The following is a 17,657-nucleotide window of genomic DNA, read 5'->3' on the forward strand; positions in this document are numbered from 1 at the left end:
CCGTGACGGTTGGTCAATTCCTCCCGGCCGCGCTTGCGGCCCATGCCCCGGTCTTGCTGGTGGCGATCCCGCTTATCCTGTCGGCGCCGGCCGCCGCGCTAAAATCCGGGCGCGCAGCCTGGGCGATTGCGCTGGCGGCGTCGGTGGCGGCGTTCCTCTTCGCGATCGAGCTGTTTCTGGCCACACGCGGCGATGCGCCGGCCATCAGCTATGCGCTGGGCAATTGGGCTCCGCCGATCGGCATCGAATTTCGCGTGGATGGTCTGAATGCCGCCTTGCTGATGCTGTTGTCCGCCAGCGCCATCCTGGCGTTGCTCTTCGCACTGCCCAGCGTCGAGGACGAGATCGAGAAGGATAAGCGCGCCCTGTTCTATTCCGCCTTTCTGGTGGTTCTGGCCGGCCTGGCCGGTGTGGCGACCACAGGCGACGCCTTCAATTTGTTCGTCTTCCTGGAGATCTCCTCCATCCCCACCTATGCGCTGATCGCCATGGGGGCGGGGCATGACCGTCGGGCGCTCACCAGCTCGTTCAACTATCTGGTCATGGGCACCATCGGAGCGACCTTCTTCGTGATCGGGGTCGGGTTCCTGTACATGTCCACCGGTACGCTCAACATGGCTGACATGGCGGTGCAGCTCGTGGAGCTGCGCGGTAATCGCGTGGTCGAGATCGGCTTCGCCTTCATCCTGGTCGGGCTGGGCCTGAAAGCGGCGCTGTTCCCGCTGCATCTGTGGCTGCCCGGCGCGTACGCCTATGCGCCCAGCTTCGTTACAGTCTTTCTGGCGGCGACAGCTACCAAGGTGGCGTTCTACGCGATCATCCGCTTCAGCTTTGACGTGTTCTCGGTCGGCAATGGCTTTGTTCTGAACAGCTTCACCTATGTGATCACGCCGCTGGCCATTGCAGGGATGATCATCGCCTCTGCCCAGGCCCTGTTCCAGAGCGATGTGCGCCGACTGCTGGCATACTCCTCGGTGGCGCAAGTGGGTTACATGATGCTCGGGCTGGGGATCGGCACCCAGGCGGGTGTGTCCGCCGGCGTGCTGCACCTGATCAACCACGCCATGATCAAGGGCGCCCTGTTCATGGCGCTGGGCGCGTTCGCGATCAGCTATGGCGTGCGCCGGATCGAGAACTTCAAAGGGTTGGGGCAGGCCCTGCCGGTCAGTTCGGCGGCCTTCACCGTGGGGGCGTTGTCCCTGATCGGCGTGCCGTTCACGGTGGGCTTCGTCTCGAAATTCTACCTCATCCAGGCGGCGCTTCAGAAAGGCTGGGCCTTTGCAGTTGTCGCCATCCTGATCAGCTCGGTGCTGGCGGTGTTCTATTGCTACCGCGTGCTGGTCAATCTGTGGGTCGCTCCGCGGCCGGACGGCGCCAGCCGCCCGGTGCAGCGCGTGCCTTACATGATCCTGGCGCCGCTTCTGGTCCTGGCCCTGATGAACCTGGTGTTCGGCGTCAATGCCGAGCCGATCGTGAACATGGCTGAGACGGCCGCCGCCGCAGCCTTTAACGCCGGAGTCGCGCCGTGAGCTGGACCCCTGAACTGGCCCTCGCGCTCGCCCTGATCCTGCCGCTCATTGGCGGCGCCGGGGTGCTGGCGCTGGGCGCCAAGCCCAATCTTCGTGAAGCCGTCACCCTGATCACCGCCATCGCGCTGGCGATCGTCGTGGCCTATCTCGTGGAAGCCTCCGCGGGACGCCCCGAGTTGGTGCTCGCCACCCTGGCGCCGGGGCTGGAGCTGAAATTCAAGCTCGAACCGCTGGGCGCCATGTTCGCCATGGTGGCGAGCGGTCTGTGGATCATCAACTCGCTGTATTCCATCGCCTATATGCGCGGAAACAACGAGAAGGATCAGACCCGCTTCTATTTCTGCTTCACGATCTCCATCGCCGCGGCCATGGGCATCGCGCTGTCGGGCAACCTGCTGACCCTGTTCTTCTTCTATGAAGCGCTGTCGCTGGCGACCTATCCGCTGGTGGCGCACAAGGGCGACGCCAAGGCCAAGCGCGGCGCCTCGATCTATCTGGGCATTCTGCTGGCCACCTCCATCGGCCTGTTCCTGCCCGGCGTGTTCGCGGTCTATGCGCTGACCGGCACCACCGACTTTACCGTCGGCGGCGTCATGTCCAGCGTTGGTCCTGCGGCGGGTTCTGTGCTGCTTGTGCTGTTCGCCTTCGGGATCGGCAAGGCGGCGCTGATGCCGGTCCATCCCTGGCTGCCGAACGCCATGGTCGCGCCGACGCCCGTGTCCGCCCTGCTGCACGCGGTGGCGGTTGTGAAGGCGGGCGTGTTCTCGATCCTGAAGGTTGTCGTCTACATTTTCGGCGCCGATTACATGCAGACCCTGCCGGCGGCGGATGTGCTGGCCTGGATTGCGGGCGGCTCCATCGTGCTCGCCTCGGTCTTCGCGTTCACCAAGGACAATCTCAAGGCCCGGCTCGCCTATTCCACGGTCTCCCAGCTCAGCTACATCACGCTGGGCGCCATGATCGCGAGCCCGCTGGCGCTGCTGGGCGCGGCGCTTCAGATCGTCATGCACGCCTATGGCAAGATCACCCTCTTCATGACGGCGGGCGGCATCTATACCGGCGCCAAGAAGTCCGAGATCTCCCAGCTCAATGGCCTGGGCCATTACATGCCGGTGACCTTCGCCGCCTTCCTGATCGGCGCGTTGTCCATTATCGGCGTGCCGCCCTTTGGCGGGGTCTGGCCGAAGGTCTTCCTGATGGAAGGCGCCGCTTCGGGCGGTCAGCCCTGGCTGATCGTCATGCTGATCGGCTCGACGCTTCTGAATATCGGCTATCTGCTGCCCATCGTGATCCGCGGTTTCTTCAAGCCCAAGCCTGAACAAAGCCCGATGCGGCCCGGCCAGCCGCCGGCGCTCGCCTGGATCGCGCCGCTGATCACGGCTCTGGGCACGGTGGTGCTGTTCTTCGCCATCGGTCCGCTGATCGACTTCCTGTCGCCTGTCTTCACCACGGAGATGACGCCATGACCGCGCCCCGTGATCCCAAATCCGGCGTGCATCCGCTTGCGCGTCCGCTGAGCGGGCTGAGCAGCCTGCGCGCGGGTCTCATCACCCTGATCGTTCTGGCTGTTCTGGTGGTCGCCGGTTTCGCGCTCGAGACCGTGATCCATGACGGCGGCCTGTCCAAATACCCCGAGGTCTACGGCCCTTACGAGCTGCTGCCGCTGGCGGCGGCGGCGGTCGCGATCCTGCTGGGCTGGGGCCTGGTCTGGCTGGTCAGCCGTTCGGGCGATTTCTATGCCCGCGCGGCTGGCGATGTGAAGGAGGGCGAGGATGACTGACGCCTTGTCCATTCTGAACGGCGTTTCGCCGGCCTGGTTCCTGATCCTTGCGGGCCTTCTGGCCTGGGCGTCTCCGCGCTCTGAATTGCGCAAGGCGCTGATGCTGCTCGGGCCGATCGGCGCGCTCGCCGCCTGGTTCGCCACCGGCGAGACCGGCGTCTACGGCGTGCTGGATCTTGGCCCTGTGGTGCTGGAGACCTTCCGCCTCGACAATCTGTCGCGCGTCTGGGCGCTGGTGTTCATTCTCATCAGCTTCATCAATGCGGTGTACGCCCTGCATGAGCGCAATCGCATGACCGATGGCGCCGCGCTGATCTATGCGGGCTCCGCCGTCGGCGCGGTGTTCGCGGGCGATATGCTGACCCTGTTCTTCTTCTGGGAGCTGACGGCCCTGGCTTCGGCGCCGCTGATCTTCTCGGTAGGCACGCCCGAAGCGCAACGCGCGGGCCTGCGCTATCTGGCGATCCAGGTGCTCTCGGGCGTCATGCTGCTGGGCGGAGCGGCCATGCTGGCCAGCCAGACCGGCTCCTGGGCGTTCGACGCGATCGGAACCGGCAGTGCGGCGGGGATCGTCCTCCTGCTCGCCTTCGGCCTGAAAGCGGGCTTTCCGCTCCTGCACATGTGGATTCCGGACGCCTATCCCAAGGCGACGGGCGTGGGGTCGGTCGTGCTGTCCGCCTTCACCACCAAGCTCGCCATCTATGCGCTGGCGCGCGGGTTCGCAGGCGAGGAGGCGCTGATCGTGATCGGCCTCGTCATGGCGATCTTCCCCGTCTTCTACGTGGTCACCTCCAATGATCTGCGCCAGACGCTGGCCTATGCGCTGATCAACCAGCTGGGCTTCATGGTCGTGGCCGTGGGCGTAGGCGGTTATCTGGCGATCAACGGCGCGGCGGCGAACGCCTTTGTCGGCGTGATCTACATGGCGCTGATGTTCATGGTGCTGGGCGCGGTGCTCCTGCGCACGGGCACGGTGAAGGCCACCGAGCTGGGCGGGCTGTACAAGTCCATGCCGATCACCACGCTCTTCGCCATTATCGGCGCCTTGTCGGTGATGGGCGCGCCGCTGTTCTCGGGCTTTGTGGCCAAGACGCTGATCCTGTCCGCCACCCATTACGAGCACCATGACTGGGCCTACACGCTTCTGGTCTACGCCTCGGCGGGCGTGATGGAGATCAGCGCGCTCAAGGTCGTCTGGTTCGCCTTCTTCGGTAAGGATCGCGGTCTGCGCGTGAAGGAAGCGCCCCAGACCATGCATCTGGGCATGGCGCTGGCCGCCTTCCTGTGCGTCTTCCTGGGGGTGAACTATCCGGCGCTCTACGGCATCCTGCCCTATGACATGGACTACAAACCCTACAAGCTCGCGAGCGTTTACGGGCAGAGCCAGCTGTTGCTGGGCACGATGCTCGTCTTCGGGCTGGCGCTGTACTTCAAGCTGTTCCCGCTGAAAGAGGACCGCACCATCCTGGATGCGGACTGGCTCTATCGCCGCTTTGGCGACGCCAGCGCGCGTTGGGGTGCGGCCATGGGGCAGCTCCTGTTTGACGCCATCGGCAAGGTTCTGGGTGCGTTCATCAGCTTTGTGCGCTTGCGTCTGTTCAACCTGTTCAGCCCGGCGGGCGCCCTGTCCAAGGAATTTCCGTCCGGCATGATGGCGCTGTGGACAGCGATTATGCTCGCAGGAGTGGTTCTGGTGGCATACTTTTCCCCCGTCTAGGACATTGAATGCGATCAGCGTCAACTAGCCTAATAAGGGAATTCACGCGCGCATAATAGGAATGTTATCCTCGCCCTTCATCGCGATCCTATACTTTCACCGTGGATCGAGAAGGGAGGGGATAACCTTATGCGTACCAATACGCTTGCCCTGGATCAGGCGCGGGCGCGCCTGGCCCAACAGGCCGCCGCCTACGCCTTCGGCGTGCCGGTGGAAGAGATCAATGCGCCCACACGGGGCCGGGCGCGCGCCGCTCTGGCGCGTCAGGCGGCCATCTATCTGACCCATGTGGCGTTCGAGTTGAGTCTCAACCGGGTGGCGGACGCCTTTGGCCGGGATCGCTCGACGGCGGCCCATGCCTGTCACCGGATCGAGGATGCGCGCGACGACCCCGCCTTCGATGCGGCGATGGAGGATCTCGAAGCCTGCCTGCGCAGCGCGCCGGGGCCGGATCTCATCCCCTTCCGGATGACCCAATGAGCCCGGCCTGGATGCGGCGCCTGATGCGCAAGGACGCCGTTCTGGCGCCGCTGGCCGGCGGCAAGCCGGGCTATGGCGTCTATGCGAGCGGGGATCGTCGCCGTCGCCCGCTGACGCGGCTGTCGCGCGCCGCCTTTGACGAAGCCGTGGCGCACGGCTGGCTCACACAGATGGGCGAGGGCGCCTACGGGTTGAGCGTTTCGGGGCGTCGCGCCGCCGCGGAGGAAGGGGACGCGCCCCGTCCGGCGCTGTCGGTGGACCGTCGCTCAGCGCCCGATCCCGACGGCGGGGTGAGGGTGCATCAGGTCAATCTTCACACCTATGACGGCCCGCTATTGCGCTATGCCCGGCCGCGCAAGGGTCAGCCGCCGCTTCTGGAGCCCGCCCATCTCAGCGCGGCGGACAGCCTGATGCGCGATTATGAACTATCGAGCCTCTCAAGTCGGGTCACACAGGACTGGAGCGGCTTGCCGGGCGGAAGCGGGCGCTCGGCCCCCCGCGATCGCTCCGACGCGCCGCTCAAGCGAATGAAAGCGCAGGAGCGCGTGATGGACGCGCTGGCCGCCGTAGGTCCGGGCCTTGATCACTGGCTGGTGGAAATCCTGATCCGCCAAAGCGCCATGACCGACGCCGAACGGCGCCTCAATTGGCCCACACGCTCGGGCGCCCAGGCGCTCAAGCTGGCGCTCGACCGTCTGGCGATTCATTATCGGCTGAAGCCCGAGCGTCGGGCCGCGGACCCGTTTGGGCGCTAGACCCGGCTTTCCGCTTCTGCCCGGATGCGCTTGATCATCGACGCCAAGCCATTGGAGCGTTGCGGCGATAGGTGTTCGGCAAGGCCGATGCGCCCCAGAACGTCCTTGGGGTCAATCGACAGCGCTTCTTGCGGCGTGCGGTTGTCGTAAAGCCGGTTCAGCAACGCCACGAGCCCCTTGACGATATGGGCGTCGGAATCCCCGCGCAGGACAAGGGCGCGATCAGGACCTTCATCCATGACCAGCCAGACCTGGCTGACGCAGCCCTGAACGCGAGTGTCGTCATTGCGCTCGCTGTCCTCAAGCCCGGGCAGGGCCTGACCCATTTCGATGAGATAGCGATAGCGCTCTTCCCAGTCGCCCAGGAAGTCGAACTCGTCCACGAGGTTGTCGATATCGGTGTTGAGATCACTCATGCGCGCTGAGGTAAAGCGCGGAGCGGCAAGGGGCAAGACCCCGGCCGGGTCTAGCGCAGATCGCTGGTTTCGCGGGTGACGTCCGCCAGCAGCGCGTCCAGGCTTTGCGCCGGGGCTTCAGGCGGCAGGGCGAGCGGATCGGTCGACCGCGGCGCAGCCTGATCCTGGGCCCATTGCTGGGCCCGGTCGCCCACCACGCCCATCACGACAGAGGAGAAGCTGGCGAGTTGCTGGCCCACGGCGCAGGCTTCGGCCTGATCGTGACAGAAGCTGCGGGTGTGTTGGCCGGCCTGGCGGGTGAGATCTTCAGAGGCGGTCACCGCGTCAGTGGCGATGATGAGCTCGCGCGTTTCACGTGCAAAGGCGCCGTCCGGCGCGGCGCTGAAGCCGGCGGGGACGAAGGCCGCCGTCACGGCGGTCCAGAATACAGCGCGTAGCACGTTGCGGAGCATGCCAAGCCTCTAATCAACTTACTTCAGGTCTTGAAGCAAGTTTGAGGCTAGAAAAACGCTCCCGAAAATACCAGCGAATGCGCTATTGAAGGTAAAGCGTGTGTTAACGCTGAACACTTACCGTTAATTTCAACTTACGTTACCGAGTAAAGTGTCTCAATTTGAGACAGCTTCGCTGGGCGCCCGGGTCGCGGTCAGGCAGTCAGCCACATCATTAAGGGCATGCTCGGCGATGCAGAAACTGTCCTCATACTTGAAATGGCCGGCCGCGACGCATTGAGCCAGGTCGAGGCGCACCCAGGACATGCACCGTTCCACCGCCGGATCATCAAGCAGGCGGTCCATATAGGTCATGTCGCCGTCTTCAATGGCGTCCAGCGCCGCCAGCGAGAGCATGCGGCCCACCCGGCGTTCATCAGGCTGAAGCTGGCTCTGGCCCACTTCGACGCTGAGATCAGGCAGGTCGAGATCCACCACTTCGGGCTGGGCGAACAGGGTGTTGCTGGCGCCCATGGGGGCGGCGGCGGGCGTGTCAGGGGCGCGGAACTGGACTTCAAGGCGCTCCGAAGCGCTCTCCAGCGAAGAGAGGCGTTCCTGGCGATCGCGGGCGCGCTGCTGGGCCCAGCGTTCGTGCTGCAAGTCATAGGCGGCCTGGCGATAGCGCGCGCCGACCTCACGGATGTCGGTCACATCGCCGTCAATGGCGACGGCGACGGTCTGGCCTGCGGTGTCCGCGCCCATGAAGCCGGTGACATACATGGGATCATGGGTGAGGGCGGCGGCGGCGGTCTCGGTGCCATAGTAATCGGCCACGGCGCGCACGGCGTCGATGAATTCGGGATTGCGCGCGGCGACCAGCGCCGCATAGGCGATCTGGGCGTTCACCAGCCGGTCACCGTCATAATATTGCGACAGAGCATCCATGGTGGCGTCGAGATCGGCGCCGGAGAGCAGTTCACGCTCCCCCGCCAGCGTCACATCCGAACGATAGGCGGCATAGGTCTGCGCATTCTGAAGCACTTCAGGTTCGGTGGTGTCAGGCAGGGTCTGGCCCGCATCGGGCGCAGGCAGGCTGAGCACCGGCCCGTCGGAGGGCGGCTCCTGGGCGGCGGACTGGCTTGCGGCTGACAGCAAGGCGAGGCTGATGGCGGCAAAAATCATGATCTCGTCATCCAAGGAGAAAAACCTGATCTGATCATGACCTAGAGCGCAGCCCGCGCCAAGGGGGATGACGGTGTTTGGCGCGAATTCAGGAATTGTTAACGGGCCCAGACGAGCGTGCGGTTCTATTCTCATTTGTGAGTCGAGATTCGCTTCCATGCGCGCAGCCTTCGCCCCTCTCTCCCGCTTCCTGGATCATCAGGCGGCGCGCCTGATTCATGGCGGCTGGCTGGTGCTGGTCGCGCTGGTTGGAACAGGGGTGCAGACGCCGCTCGCGCAGGGCGATCTGGGCGTGCTGGGTCTGGCCGCCGCACCGGGCCTTCTGGGCCTGCTGCTGGGCGGTCGTCGGTCCGCTGGCCGTGACAGCGTGCGCTTCCTGCTGGCCCTGGCCTGGACCCTGCCGGGTCTGGCGGCGGCGCTGGCGCTGGGGTCGGCCCTGTCTCCGGCGGCTCTGGTCTTCCTGGCCGGGCCGGCGGCCCTGTCTGCGGCCGGCCTGCGTAAGGATGTGCATCTGAGCGCCACCATGAACACGCTCGCCTTTGTGATGCTGGCCATTGTCAGCGCCTGGGCGCCTTTGAGCACAGGCTCGGCCAGCCTGGTCACCGCGCCGGTGAGCGGACTTGTCCTCGCCATCTTCTTCGCGGCGTGCGGGTTTACGGCGCGGGTCCAGCTTCTGGGCGCGCTGGATCGGGCGCGGGCCGATCTGCGGGCTCTGGCGCCGGCGGCGCATGGCTTCGAGAACGCCCCGACGGCCCTGATGACGCTCGACCGCAAGGGCCGGATCGCGGCGGTGTCGCGCCGGGTGCGCGGCTTCACGCCGGGTGCGCCGCGCGACATGAACGGGCTTGAGCTGACCGGGCTCGCCTTTGATGACGAAGGCCGCGCTGACATCCAGTCCGGTCTGAACTCTGCGCTGGCGCAGGGTCAGCTCGCCGACAGCCGCTTCAGCTTCCCGGTGCGCAGCGCCCGCGGCGCGCGCCAGATGCTGGACGCCCAGGCTCAGGCGACGGAAACCGGCTTTGTGCTCAGCCTTGAAACCCCGCGCGCCGAAGCCGCTCCTGCGGTGAAACCCGACGTTATCGCCGAGCTGGAAGCCGAGCGCGACGCCGCGCTGGCGGCCAGCCAGTCCAAGTCCGAATTCCTGGCGGCGGTGAGCCATGAGCTGCGCACGCCGCTGAACGCCATTATCGGCTTTTCCGACATCATCAAGCAGCGCCTGTTCGGCCCGCTGCCGGCCCGCTACGCCGAATATGGCGACCTGATCCATGAAAGCGGCGAGCATCTGCTGGAGCTGATCGGGGATGTGCTCGACATGTCCAAGATCGAGGCGGACAAGTATGAGCTGACGCCGGAAGAGTTTGATGCGCGCGACGTGGTCTCGATCTGCGCCAAGATGATCAATCCGCGCGCCAAGGATCGCGGCATCGCCCTGTATTGCGAGCCGGGCGATGCGGACCTGCCGGTCAAGGCGGATCGCAAGGCCCTGCGCCAGATCCTTCTGAACCTGCTGTCCAATGCGGTGAAGTTCACGCCCGAAGGCGGGGCCGTCGTCGTGATGGCGCGTCAGGACGGGGCTGAGCTGGTCCTGGCCGTGGGCGATAGCGGCGTCGGTATTGGCGAGGATGAGCTGGCCGATCTGGGCAAGCCCTACCACCAGACCCGCTCGGGCAAGGAAACCTCCGAACGCGGCACCGGGCTGGGCCTGTCCCTGGTCCAGGCGCTGGCGGAGATGCAGGGCGGCGATGTTCGCGTGCAGAGCGCCCGCGGGCAAGGCACGACCGTGACCGTGCGTCTGCCGGTCATGGGCGAAGCGAAAAGCACCGTCACCGATTTCGCGCTGCTGGAAGTGCACCAGCGCATCGCCGCCGCCCAGCAGGCCGGCGAGGTCATCATCAAGGCCAATGGCGGCGCGGCCTAGACCGCTCCCCCCTGACGCTCTCGATCATTGAAATCAGTTGGAGGGCGGCGGGGTTGTCGCTTGCGGCGCCATTGTGGGCAGGCGCATGAAAGCCAGAGCGGCGTCAAACGCGCCCACTTCCACCCAATAGCGATCAATCACCGTGCCCGTCCCGTCATAAAGATCGATGCGCGCGCCTTCGCGCGGGGACAGCGTGGTGAGCGCCTCGGTCAGCGCTTGGGGAAAGACAAAGCCCACAGCCGGTTCGCCGCTGGCGGGCGCCAGTTCGCCGGCGCGCTGGCGGCTCAGGGCCTGGGTGGCGAAAATCCGTTCCAGCCGGTCCGAGGGCGCGCCCCAGGCGCTGACCGGGTCATCGCCGGGCGTGGGCAGAAGCCCGCCCGCAGTGAGGTCCACCGGCTCGGGCGCCTGGTCCACATCCCGCAGATAGGCGACGGCATAGGCCGGTTGCCGCCCGGTGCGCAGGCTGAGCGCCAGGCCGGTCTCATCGCCGTGCTGGAAAATGCCGAAATTGGCCGCGCCCTGGCGCAAGCTCTGGACGATGCGCCATTGGGCGAACTCGTCGGAGAACCCGCCGCGCTGGGCGGTCCAGCCCTGGGCCCGACCGTCAAAGCGCGCCTGGTCATAGCCGCTCAGTCGCAGGGTTTCCTGGCGGTGCAGGGCCACGCCGGGCAGATCAAAGGCGGTGCGGCACGCGGTCTCGAACGTCTCGTCATGGCGGCGTTCGAAGCCGTCGAGCTGGCCGGGGCTCGCCCCCTGCATCACCGCATCATCGCGCGAGCGCTTGATGGCGGCGTCCAGCAAGTCCCGCTCAACCGCGGTGAAGACCGAACAGGCCTCGTCCGCCGAGCGGGCCTCCAGACGCAGCTCATAGGCGTCAAAGGAGGCGTCAGCGTCAAAGGCGGCTTGCGCGACAAGAAGGGCGAGGGCGGACGTCCACATGCCCTCCAGTCTAGGCGCGGCGTCTTGACGTCCGGTTTACGTTGATGCTGCCCAGCAAAAGAAGCACAGCCAGGCTGAAGGCGCCCAGGGCGAACCATTCATCATGGGCGCGCAGCTGTCCGCTGATCCATTCCGCCGAAAAGCGCGGCGCGGAGGACGGGCCGAAATGGGTCACATTGGCGGCATCCCAGAGCGCGGCGCGGCCATCGAGCTCGCTCCACAGTTCTGACCGCGCCAAGCGCTTGGCCGCGCGGGCGAAGTCGGCGCCGTCAGGCGCGGTGAACAGCGCCACCTGGCGGCCTTCGGGCAGGGCGAAGAGGGCGGCGACGCCGGTGATGCGCGCATCGCGTTCGCTGGGATCGGCCGCGAAGGCGGTGGAGCCGTAATAGCGGCGGCGTTGCGGGGTGCGATTGGCGGCGGCGTTGGCGGCGGCGCGCACTTCCACAGGCGCTGCGGCCAGAAGTCGCGGATCCAGCGCTTCCTGCGGGCCCAGCACCATCAGGTCATAGCGTTCCGGCGCGGCGTCCACATCATCGCCGAACCAGGCGTAGAGCCAGGCCGAGCCCGAGGCGAGCCCGGCGCGGGCGATGACGGACAGGGCGGCGTTGCGCTGGTCTTCACCCTCACCGGTGATCACCACCGCGGCGCGTCCGCCCTGGTCCAGACCAAAGGGGGCGCCCATGCTGGCGAGACCCGCCAGGGCCTGGTTGTCGCCGTTCAGGGCGGGCAGGGCGCGCATCAGGCGCGGCGCGTTCAGGGCGGCGGCCATGTCGAAGCGCACGGTGTGCTCTTGCATGGAGCGCGCTGCAAACAGGCGAGCCGACGCGATCAGGGCCGCCGGAGAGGCGCCGGACAGGCGCACTTCAGACGGGCCGGTCAGGTCAATGGCGGGGGCGCCGGAGCCGCGCACATGGGCGGTGACGACCAGCTCGGCCACATCGGCGTCGCTGACCAGGATCGGCGCTTCGCCCATGCGCAGGGCCAGGCCCTGGGCCACAAGGGCGGCGACCGCCAGCTCGTCCTCGCCGGCTTCACGGGCGTCGATATGCACGCGACGCGGGGCGGCGAAGTCCGCCTTCAGCGCGGCTTCCACTTCGGACAGCGCCGAATAGCCCCGCGGGGGAGCGGCGGAAATGCGCAGGCGGCTGGCCTGGGCGCTGATGGTCCAGCCATCGGCGCTCGGATTGACAATGCGCAGGATGAGCGTGTTCTCACCGGCGCGCAGATCGTCGGAATACAGCGAGAAACGCGCTTCGAACGGTTCGGCGCGCGGTTGCAGCACCACGGCGCGGGAGCGGTTCACGAAGGCCTCGATGCGGCCATCGGACTGGGCGCTGTCGGGCACGGCGTTCATCAGAAGCTCGATGCCCTGCGGATCGGCGCTGGGCGCGATCGTGAACGGGATGCGGATTTCGCGATGATCGGCGTCCAGCCGCAGATCGTTCGTCGCGTCGGTCAGCTCGTTGAGCAGGACTTCTTCAGAGCGCGCGGCCCTGTGGTCGTCCGCCAGAGCCTGTGTCGTAAACACGACAAGTGACATCAGGCCCATAAGAATAAGGCCGAATGAACGATTTTGTGTCAGCATGGCACGCTCCCCTCGATTAACAAACTATTAAGCAATTGCTTTGCCATCAAGTGAAATGACGATGACCGATCTCAGAGCGCGATTTTGGGTGGATGCCTTGCGGTGGCGGGCCGAAAGCGCCGGCGCCAGCGTGTATGTGGCGCACAAGGGGGACCCGGACGCCGGGGTTATTCTGTTGAAAACACTGCTGCCCGAGCGGATGGCGCAGCTGTATGCGCCCATGCGCAACATGGAGGGGGAGCGGGTCTGGATGACCCCGCTGGGGGCCGATCCTGTGCCGGATCCGGACGCGGACGCCTATGCCCGGCGGCGGATCGAGGATGATCCGGATCTGTGGCTGGTGGAGGTGGACGACCGTCATGGTCGACACTTCCTTAATGAGCCGATTGATAATTCTTAAGATCGTTGCGCTAGGGTCTGCCACGGGTTGGGGAAGACCGACGGGTTACAATCGACATGCTGTTTTTGTTCAACGATGCTCTTTACGATCTGGGCGACGCCGGAGAGACGGCGCACCAGCGGGCCGAAGCGTTGGGGGTCAATCCCCTGGCTTTGCGCAATCTTCGTATCGGTCAGGTGATCAAGATGGTGCGCGACTGGGTCTGGGAGCGTCCTGCGCTCGCCAAGTCCGATCCTGAAAGCGGGATCTTCCTGGCGTCTCTGGTGGCTCTCAAGACCAATGAAGCCAATGCGCTGATGGCGGTGGCGCCGCAGACAGCGAAAAGCTCCGCCGATGTGCAGGTGCGTCTGGCGTCCGTGTCGCTGGTCACCATGAAACAGCTCATGGATTTGCAGGATGATGGCCGCCTGACCGGGCATACGGCCAACATGGCGGTCTGGTCCCAAGCTCCCGCCCGCATGCAGGCCTGACGCCTGAGCGCTTGCGTGAGCGGGACGGCTCGGCTACCTCGCGGGTCTGAACACTTTGCAGGATATGCCGATGACCACCGCCGCTGACGGCGCGCAATGGGCGCGCCGGCGCACTTACGCCATCATCTCTCACCCTGACGCGGGTAAGACGACGCTGACCGAGACGCTGCTTTTGGAAGCCGGCGCCATTCGTCTGGCCGGACAGGTGCGGGCGCGGGGCGAAAATCGCCGCACCCAGTCTGACTGGATGAAGATCGAGCGCGAGCGCGGGATTTCGGTCTCCGCCTCGGTGATGACGTATGAGCATCGCGACCTCATCTTCAACCTGCTCGACACGCCGGGCCACGAAGACTTCTCCGAAGACACCTATCGCACCCTGACGGCGGCGGACTGCGCCATCATGGTGCTGGACGCAGCCAAGGGCGTGGAGCCGCGGACCCTGAAGCTGGTGGAGGTGTGCCGCCTGCGCGACATTCCCATCATCACCTTCATCAACAAGTTCGACCGCGAGGCGATGGATCCGTCCGAGCTGCTCGATGACATCCAGGACAAGCTGGCGCTCGACGTCACGCCCATGCAATGGCCCTGCGGGTCCGGCAACCGGTTCAAGGGCGTTGCGGACCTCGCGACCAATGAGTTCGTTCTCTACAAGCGTCCCGATGACAGCGAGGTCAGCCGCTCTGAACGCCTGCCGCTGGACGGCGACAAGGTCGCCGAGATGCTGAGCGCGGAGGAGCTGGCCGAAGTCACCGAAGGCGCGGAGATGGCGCGCGAGCTGTTGCCCGAGTTTGACCGCCAGAGCTTTGAAGAGGGCCATCTCAGCCCGGTCTACTTCGGCTCGGCGCTGCGCCGCTTCGGCGTGCATGAGCTTCTGGATGCGCTGGCGGACCATGCGCCGGGCCCGCAGCCCCAGGCCGCCGCCAAGGGGCCGCGCGAGGTGCTGGAGCCGGGCGACAAGGAAGTGGCGGGCTTCGTGTTCAAGGTCCAGGCGAACATGGACCCCAACCACCGTGACCGGGTGGCGTTCGTGCGCCTGAGCTCGGGCCAGTTCAAGCGCGGCATGAAGCTCAAGACCGAAGCGGGCAAGACGCTGTCGGTGCACAATCCGATCCTGTTCTTTGCGTCCGATCGCGAGATCGCCGACGAAGCCTTCGCCGGCGATGTGATGGGCGTGCCCAACCATGGCGTTCTGCGTGTGGGCGACACCCTGTCGGAAAGCGGCAAATGGCGCGTGGCGGGCATTCCGAACTTCGCCCCTGAAATGCTGCGCCGGGCGCGTCTGAAAGACCCGCTCAAGGCCAAGCACCTGAAAAAGGCGCTGGAATCCCTCGCTGAAGAGGGCGTCACCCAGCTCTTCCGCCTGCAGCTGGGCGGCGAGTTCATCATCGGCGCGGTGGGCGCGCTGCAGATCGATGTGATGGCCCAGCGGGTCGCGGATGAATACGGCATCGATGTGGTGTTTGAAGCGAGCCCCTATGATACGGCGCGCTGGATCACCGGCTCGGAGGCGGACATCGCCGCCTTTGTGGACCGGCACAAATCCGCCATCGCCGAGGACATCGACGGTGATCCGGTGTTCATGGCGAAATCGGCCTGGGAGGTGAATTACTCCCAGGAGAAATTCCCCAACATCACCTTCAACGCCACCAAGGAGCGCAGCTGATGAGTACGCCCTCCGTCACCGAGCAATTGCCCGAGCCGGTCCAGACCTCGATCGCGGATCTGCTGGCGATCGTTCAGACGGTCTGGGATACCAGTTTTCTGGGGCTGTCGGTCGGCGCCGGTCTGGCGGCGCTGGGCATCATCCTGATCGCCTTCGTCTTCCGCGGCCTGTTCTCGGCGGTGATCGTGCACCGGGTGCGCAAGGCCGCCGAAAGCACCCAATCCGAGCTCGATGACAAGCTGCTGGATGCGCTGTACGGGCCGATCAAAATGATCCCGGTGATCATCGGGGTCTATATCTCGGTGAATATCCTGGGCCTGCGCGGCGAGAATGCGGCGATCAGCGGGGACTCCATCGTCCAGACGCTGGTCATCATCGCCCTGTTCTGGGGCTTGCGGAATGCGGTCGATCCGGTCGCGCACCTGTTCAAGCCGCTGCGCCGCGCGCTGAACCCGGTGATGATCGACTGGCTGGCCAAGGCCCTGAAAATTCTCTTCATCATCATTGGCGCAGCCGCCGTGCTCAGCGCCTGGGGCATTCCCGTGGCGCCGGTCATCGGTGGTCTGGGGCTGCTGGGCGTGGCGGTCGGCCTGGGCGCGCAGGACCTGTTCAAGAACCTGATCGCGGGCATTCTGATCCTCACCGAAAAGCGTTTCGTACCGGGCGAGTGGATCAAGGTGGACGGCATTGTCGAAGGCGATGTGGAGCAGATCAATTTCCGCTCCACCCTGGTGCGCCGGTTCGACAAGAGCCCGGTCTATGTGCCCAACTCCTTCCTGTCCGATCAGGCGGTGACGAACTTCCAGCGCATGACCCATCGCCGGATCAAATGGGCCATCGGGGTGGAGTACAAGACCACCACCGAACAGCTGGGCTATATCCGGGACAAGACGCTCGACTGGGTGATGAACCATCCCGAATTCGCCAAACCGCCCGAAGTGCCGACCTTTATGCGGGTGGACAGCTTCGGGCCGTCCTCCATCGACTTCATCCTGTATTGCTTCACCAACACCACCAATTGGGGTGAATGGCTGCGCATCAAGGAAGAGCTGGCGCTGGCGCTCAAGGAGATCGTCGAAGAGTCCGGCACGGCCTTCGCCTTCCCCTCCACCTCCATCTACATGGATGATGGCGCGGAGGTCTTCGTGCCGCCGAAGGTGAAAGCCCATTCAGGCGCAGACGCGACGCAAACGCCAAGCCGCCAGATTGCGAAGGGTGAAAGCGAGGATGGCGGCGGCGACAACTAGGCCGCTGCGGCGGCCTGCTTGCGCAGCTTCCAGAACCGCAGGGCGCGTTCGGCCTGTTCCGGTTCCAGCTTTTCATAGATGGCGCCGATTTCGCGCGCATCATTGAAGGCGTTCTCGGCCGCCTGGGACCGCAGCACGGCCAGGGTGACGAAGAGCGCCTTTTCAATGCCCGCCGCCTTGCAGATCAGCGCCAGTCCGTCCGGGCTCTTGTGCTCGAAGGCGCGCTTGGCCGTGAAGTAATCCACGCCCGTGATCTCGGCGAAGCCCAGAGCGCAATGGACGGGCTTTTTCTCGCGCAGCAGGCTGACCAGCAAAGAGCCGTCGAGCTCCTTGCGCACGCGCTTGGAGGCGATGAAACGCTTGGCTTCGGTCAGGGCCTTGTCCTCGGCCATGCGCTTTTCCAGACGCGCCTGGGAGGCGGCGAGGGCGGCTTCGAGCACCCCCGGTTCGAGCTTGTCGAACCGTTCGGTGATCTTGTCGCGCAAGGTGCGGCTGACCACGACCATCAGGTCATTGAGCAGGTCGGCGGGCGCGTCCGCGCGCTCCACCATGGGCGCTTGCAGGACTTCGCTGTCTTCGGCGCGACGGGCCACCTCCTCAAAGGTGGAGCGCGACAGCTTTGCGCCATCATTGCGGATCAGGGTCGCGACCGTGTCGTCATCGCCTTTTTCCACGATGGCGTGCGACAGGCGTTCGGAAACGGTCTCGCGGTTGGCGATGGCCTGGATGTGCGCCTGGCCGGTCTCGTGCACGATGGTGACCAGATCCTCCTCGCTCAGAACCGACGAGCGCGACAGGATCGGCGCGGCCACATCGATGGCGTCCTTGGCGAGTTGCTGGATCAGGCCCTTGGGCGCGAACGGCGTGTCGGCGAACCGGTCAGCCAGCTCGGCGCGCGCATCCTGGGCGGTTTCGGTGGCCAGGGTCTGCAGAATGTCGTCGAACTGGCCCTGGGCGACGGAATCGGCCGCGGGCGGGGCGTCAAAGAACAGATCCGTTACCTCGCGCAGCAAATCGCGCCGGCGATCTGACGATTTCTCTTTCGCTAGTTCGGTCAGCTTGTGCAGCTTGGACGTAACCGACATCCGGGCCTCCGCGGTGAGAGGAACATCATGCTTGCACTCGGGTAAAGAAAGCGTGCCGCA

17 protein-coding genes are annotated in these 17,657 nt (G+C 65.4%); 11 read left to right on the forward strand and 6 right to left on the reverse strand.

Annotated elements, in window-relative coordinates; translation table 11 throughout:
* The first annotated feature begins 2 nt into the window (after positions 1-2).
* From RBA95_RS12350 to RBA95_RS12375, 6 genes are all read left to right on the forward strand, one after another.
* Positions 3-1,529, forward strand: a complete 1,527-nt coding sequence (locus tag RBA95_RS12350) for a monovalent cation/H+ antiporter subunit D family protein (protein WP_306017169.1) — start codon at positions 3-5, stop codon at positions 1,527-1,529.
* The gene (locus tag RBA95_RS12355; protein ID WP_306017170.1) at positions 1,526-2,995 is read left to right on the forward strand and encodes a proton-conducting transporter membrane subunit; all 1,470 of its coding nucleotides are present in this window, start codon (positions 1,526-1,528) and stop codon (positions 2,993-2,995) included. The genes RBA95_RS12350 and RBA95_RS12355 overlap by 4 nt, the downstream gene beginning before the upstream one ends.
* Positions 2,992-3,309 carry a hypothetical protein gene (locus tag RBA95_RS12360; RefSeq protein ID WP_306017171.1) on the forward strand — a complete coding sequence of 106 codons (318 nt, stop codon included), beginning with the start codon at positions 2,992-2,994 and terminating at the stop codon, positions 3,307-3,309. Before RBA95_RS12355 ends, RBA95_RS12360 begins: the two co-directional genes overlap by 4 nt.
* The gene (locus RBA95_RS12365) at positions 3,302-5,026 is read left to right on the forward strand and encodes a Na(+)/H(+) antiporter subunit D (protein ID WP_306017172.1); all 1,725 of its coding nucleotides are present in this window, start codon (positions 3,302-3,304) and stop codon (positions 5,024-5,026) included. Before RBA95_RS12360 ends, RBA95_RS12365 begins: the two co-directional genes overlap by 8 nt.
* Positions 5,027-5,155: 129 nt before the next feature.
* Positions 5,156-5,506, forward strand: a complete 351-nt coding sequence (locus RBA95_RS12370; RefSeq protein ID WP_306017173.1) for a helix-turn-helix domain-containing protein — start codon at positions 5,156-5,158, stop codon at positions 5,504-5,506.
* Positions 5,503-6,261, forward strand: coding sequence for a DUF6456 domain-containing protein (locus RBA95_RS12375; protein ID WP_306017174.1), 759 nt, complete (start codon positions 5,503-5,505; stop codon positions 6,259-6,261). Before RBA95_RS12370 ends, RBA95_RS12375 begins: the two co-directional genes overlap by 4 nt.
* Here RBA95_RS12375 and RBA95_RS12380 read toward each other — a convergent pair.
* The 3 genes from RBA95_RS12380 to RBA95_RS12390 all read right to left on the reverse strand — a co-directional run bounded on the left by RBA95_RS12380 (position 6,258) and on the right by RBA95_RS12390 (position 8,290).
* Positions 6,258-6,677: a SufE family protein gene (locus tag RBA95_RS12380; RefSeq protein WP_306017175.1), complete on the reverse strand. Its 420-nt coding sequence runs from the start codon at positions 6,675-6,677 to the stop codon at positions 6,258-6,260. The two genes, RBA95_RS12375 and RBA95_RS12380, sit on opposite strands and share 4 nt — an antisense overlap.
* Positions 6,678-6,727: 50 nt before the next feature.
* Entirely contained in the window at positions 6,728-7,129 is a 402-nt protein-coding gene (locus RBA95_RS12385) for a hypothetical protein (RefSeq protein ID WP_306017176.1), read from the reverse strand.
* A gap of 156 nt (positions 7,130-7,285) precedes the next feature.
* A complete protein-coding gene (locus tag RBA95_RS12390) occupies positions 7,286-8,290 on the reverse strand; it encodes a hypothetical protein (RefSeq protein WP_306017177.1) in 1,005 nt (334 codons plus the stop codon).
* Positions 8,291-8,447: 157 nt separating this feature from the next.
* On the opposite strand from RBA95_RS12390, the gene RBA95_RS12395 reads away from it, so the two are divergent.
* Positions 8,448-10,208 carry a HAMP domain-containing sensor histidine kinase gene (locus RBA95_RS12395; RefSeq protein ID WP_306017178.1) on the forward strand — a complete coding sequence of 587 codons (1,761 nt, stop codon included), beginning with the start codon at positions 8,448-8,450 and terminating at the stop codon, positions 10,206-10,208.
* 33 nt (positions 10,209-10,241) lie between these two features.
* On the opposite strand, the gene RBA95_RS12400 is transcribed toward RBA95_RS12395, so the two are convergent.
* Both RBA95_RS12400 and RBA95_RS12405 read right to left on the reverse strand, forming a co-directional pair.
* Positions 10,242-11,147 carry a hypothetical protein gene (locus tag RBA95_RS12400; RefSeq protein WP_306017179.1) on the reverse strand — a complete coding sequence of 302 codons (906 nt, stop codon included), beginning with the start codon at positions 11,145-11,147 and terminating at the stop codon, positions 10,242-10,244.
* Positions 11,148-11,157: 10 nt separating this feature from the next.
* Positions 11,158-12,732 carry a hypothetical protein gene (locus tag RBA95_RS12405; RefSeq protein ID WP_306017180.1) on the reverse strand — a complete coding sequence of 525 codons (1,575 nt, stop codon included), beginning with the start codon at positions 12,730-12,732 and terminating at the stop codon, positions 11,158-11,160.
* A 61-nt stretch (positions 12,733-12,793) separates the two neighbouring features.
* Here RBA95_RS12405 and RBA95_RS12410 point away from each other — a divergent pair, with 61 nt between their 5' ends.
* The 4 genes from RBA95_RS12410 (at position 12,794) to RBA95_RS12425 (ending at position 16,512) form a co-directional block, all read left to right on the forward strand.
* Positions 12,794-13,132: a DUF1491 family protein gene (locus RBA95_RS12410; protein ID WP_306017181.1), complete on the forward strand. Its 339-nt coding sequence runs from the start codon at positions 12,794-12,796 to the stop codon at positions 13,130-13,132.
* A 56-nt stretch (positions 13,133-13,188) separates the two neighbouring features.
* Entirely contained in the window at positions 13,189-13,602 is a 414-nt protein-coding gene (locus tag RBA95_RS12415; RefSeq protein ID WP_306017182.1) for a hypothetical protein, read from the forward strand.
* A gap of 64 nt (positions 13,603-13,666) precedes the next feature.
* Entirely contained in the window at positions 13,667-15,265 is a 1,599-nt protein-coding gene (locus RBA95_RS12420; RefSeq protein WP_306017183.1) for a peptide chain release factor 3, read from the forward strand.
* Entirely contained in the window at positions 15,265-16,512 is a 1,248-nt protein-coding gene (locus RBA95_RS12425; protein ID WP_306017184.1) for a mechanosensitive ion channel family protein, read from the forward strand. The genes RBA95_RS12420 and RBA95_RS12425 overlap by 1 nt, the downstream gene beginning before the upstream one ends.
* Here the strand turns inward: RBA95_RS12425 and RBA95_RS12430 are convergent.
* Positions 16,509-17,597, reverse strand: a complete 1,089-nt coding sequence (locus RBA95_RS12430; protein WP_306017185.1) for a DUF2336 domain-containing protein — start codon at positions 17,595-17,597, stop codon at positions 16,509-16,511. The two genes, RBA95_RS12425 and RBA95_RS12430, sit on opposite strands and share 4 nt — an antisense overlap.
* Between the last annotated feature and the right edge of the window lie 60 nt (positions 17,598-17,657).

The sequence above is a fragment of the Oceanicaulis sp. MMSF_3324 genome, assembly GCF_030733545.1.
Taxonomy (GTDB): Bacteria; Pseudomonadota; Alphaproteobacteria; order Caulobacterales; family Maricaulaceae; genus Oceanicaulis.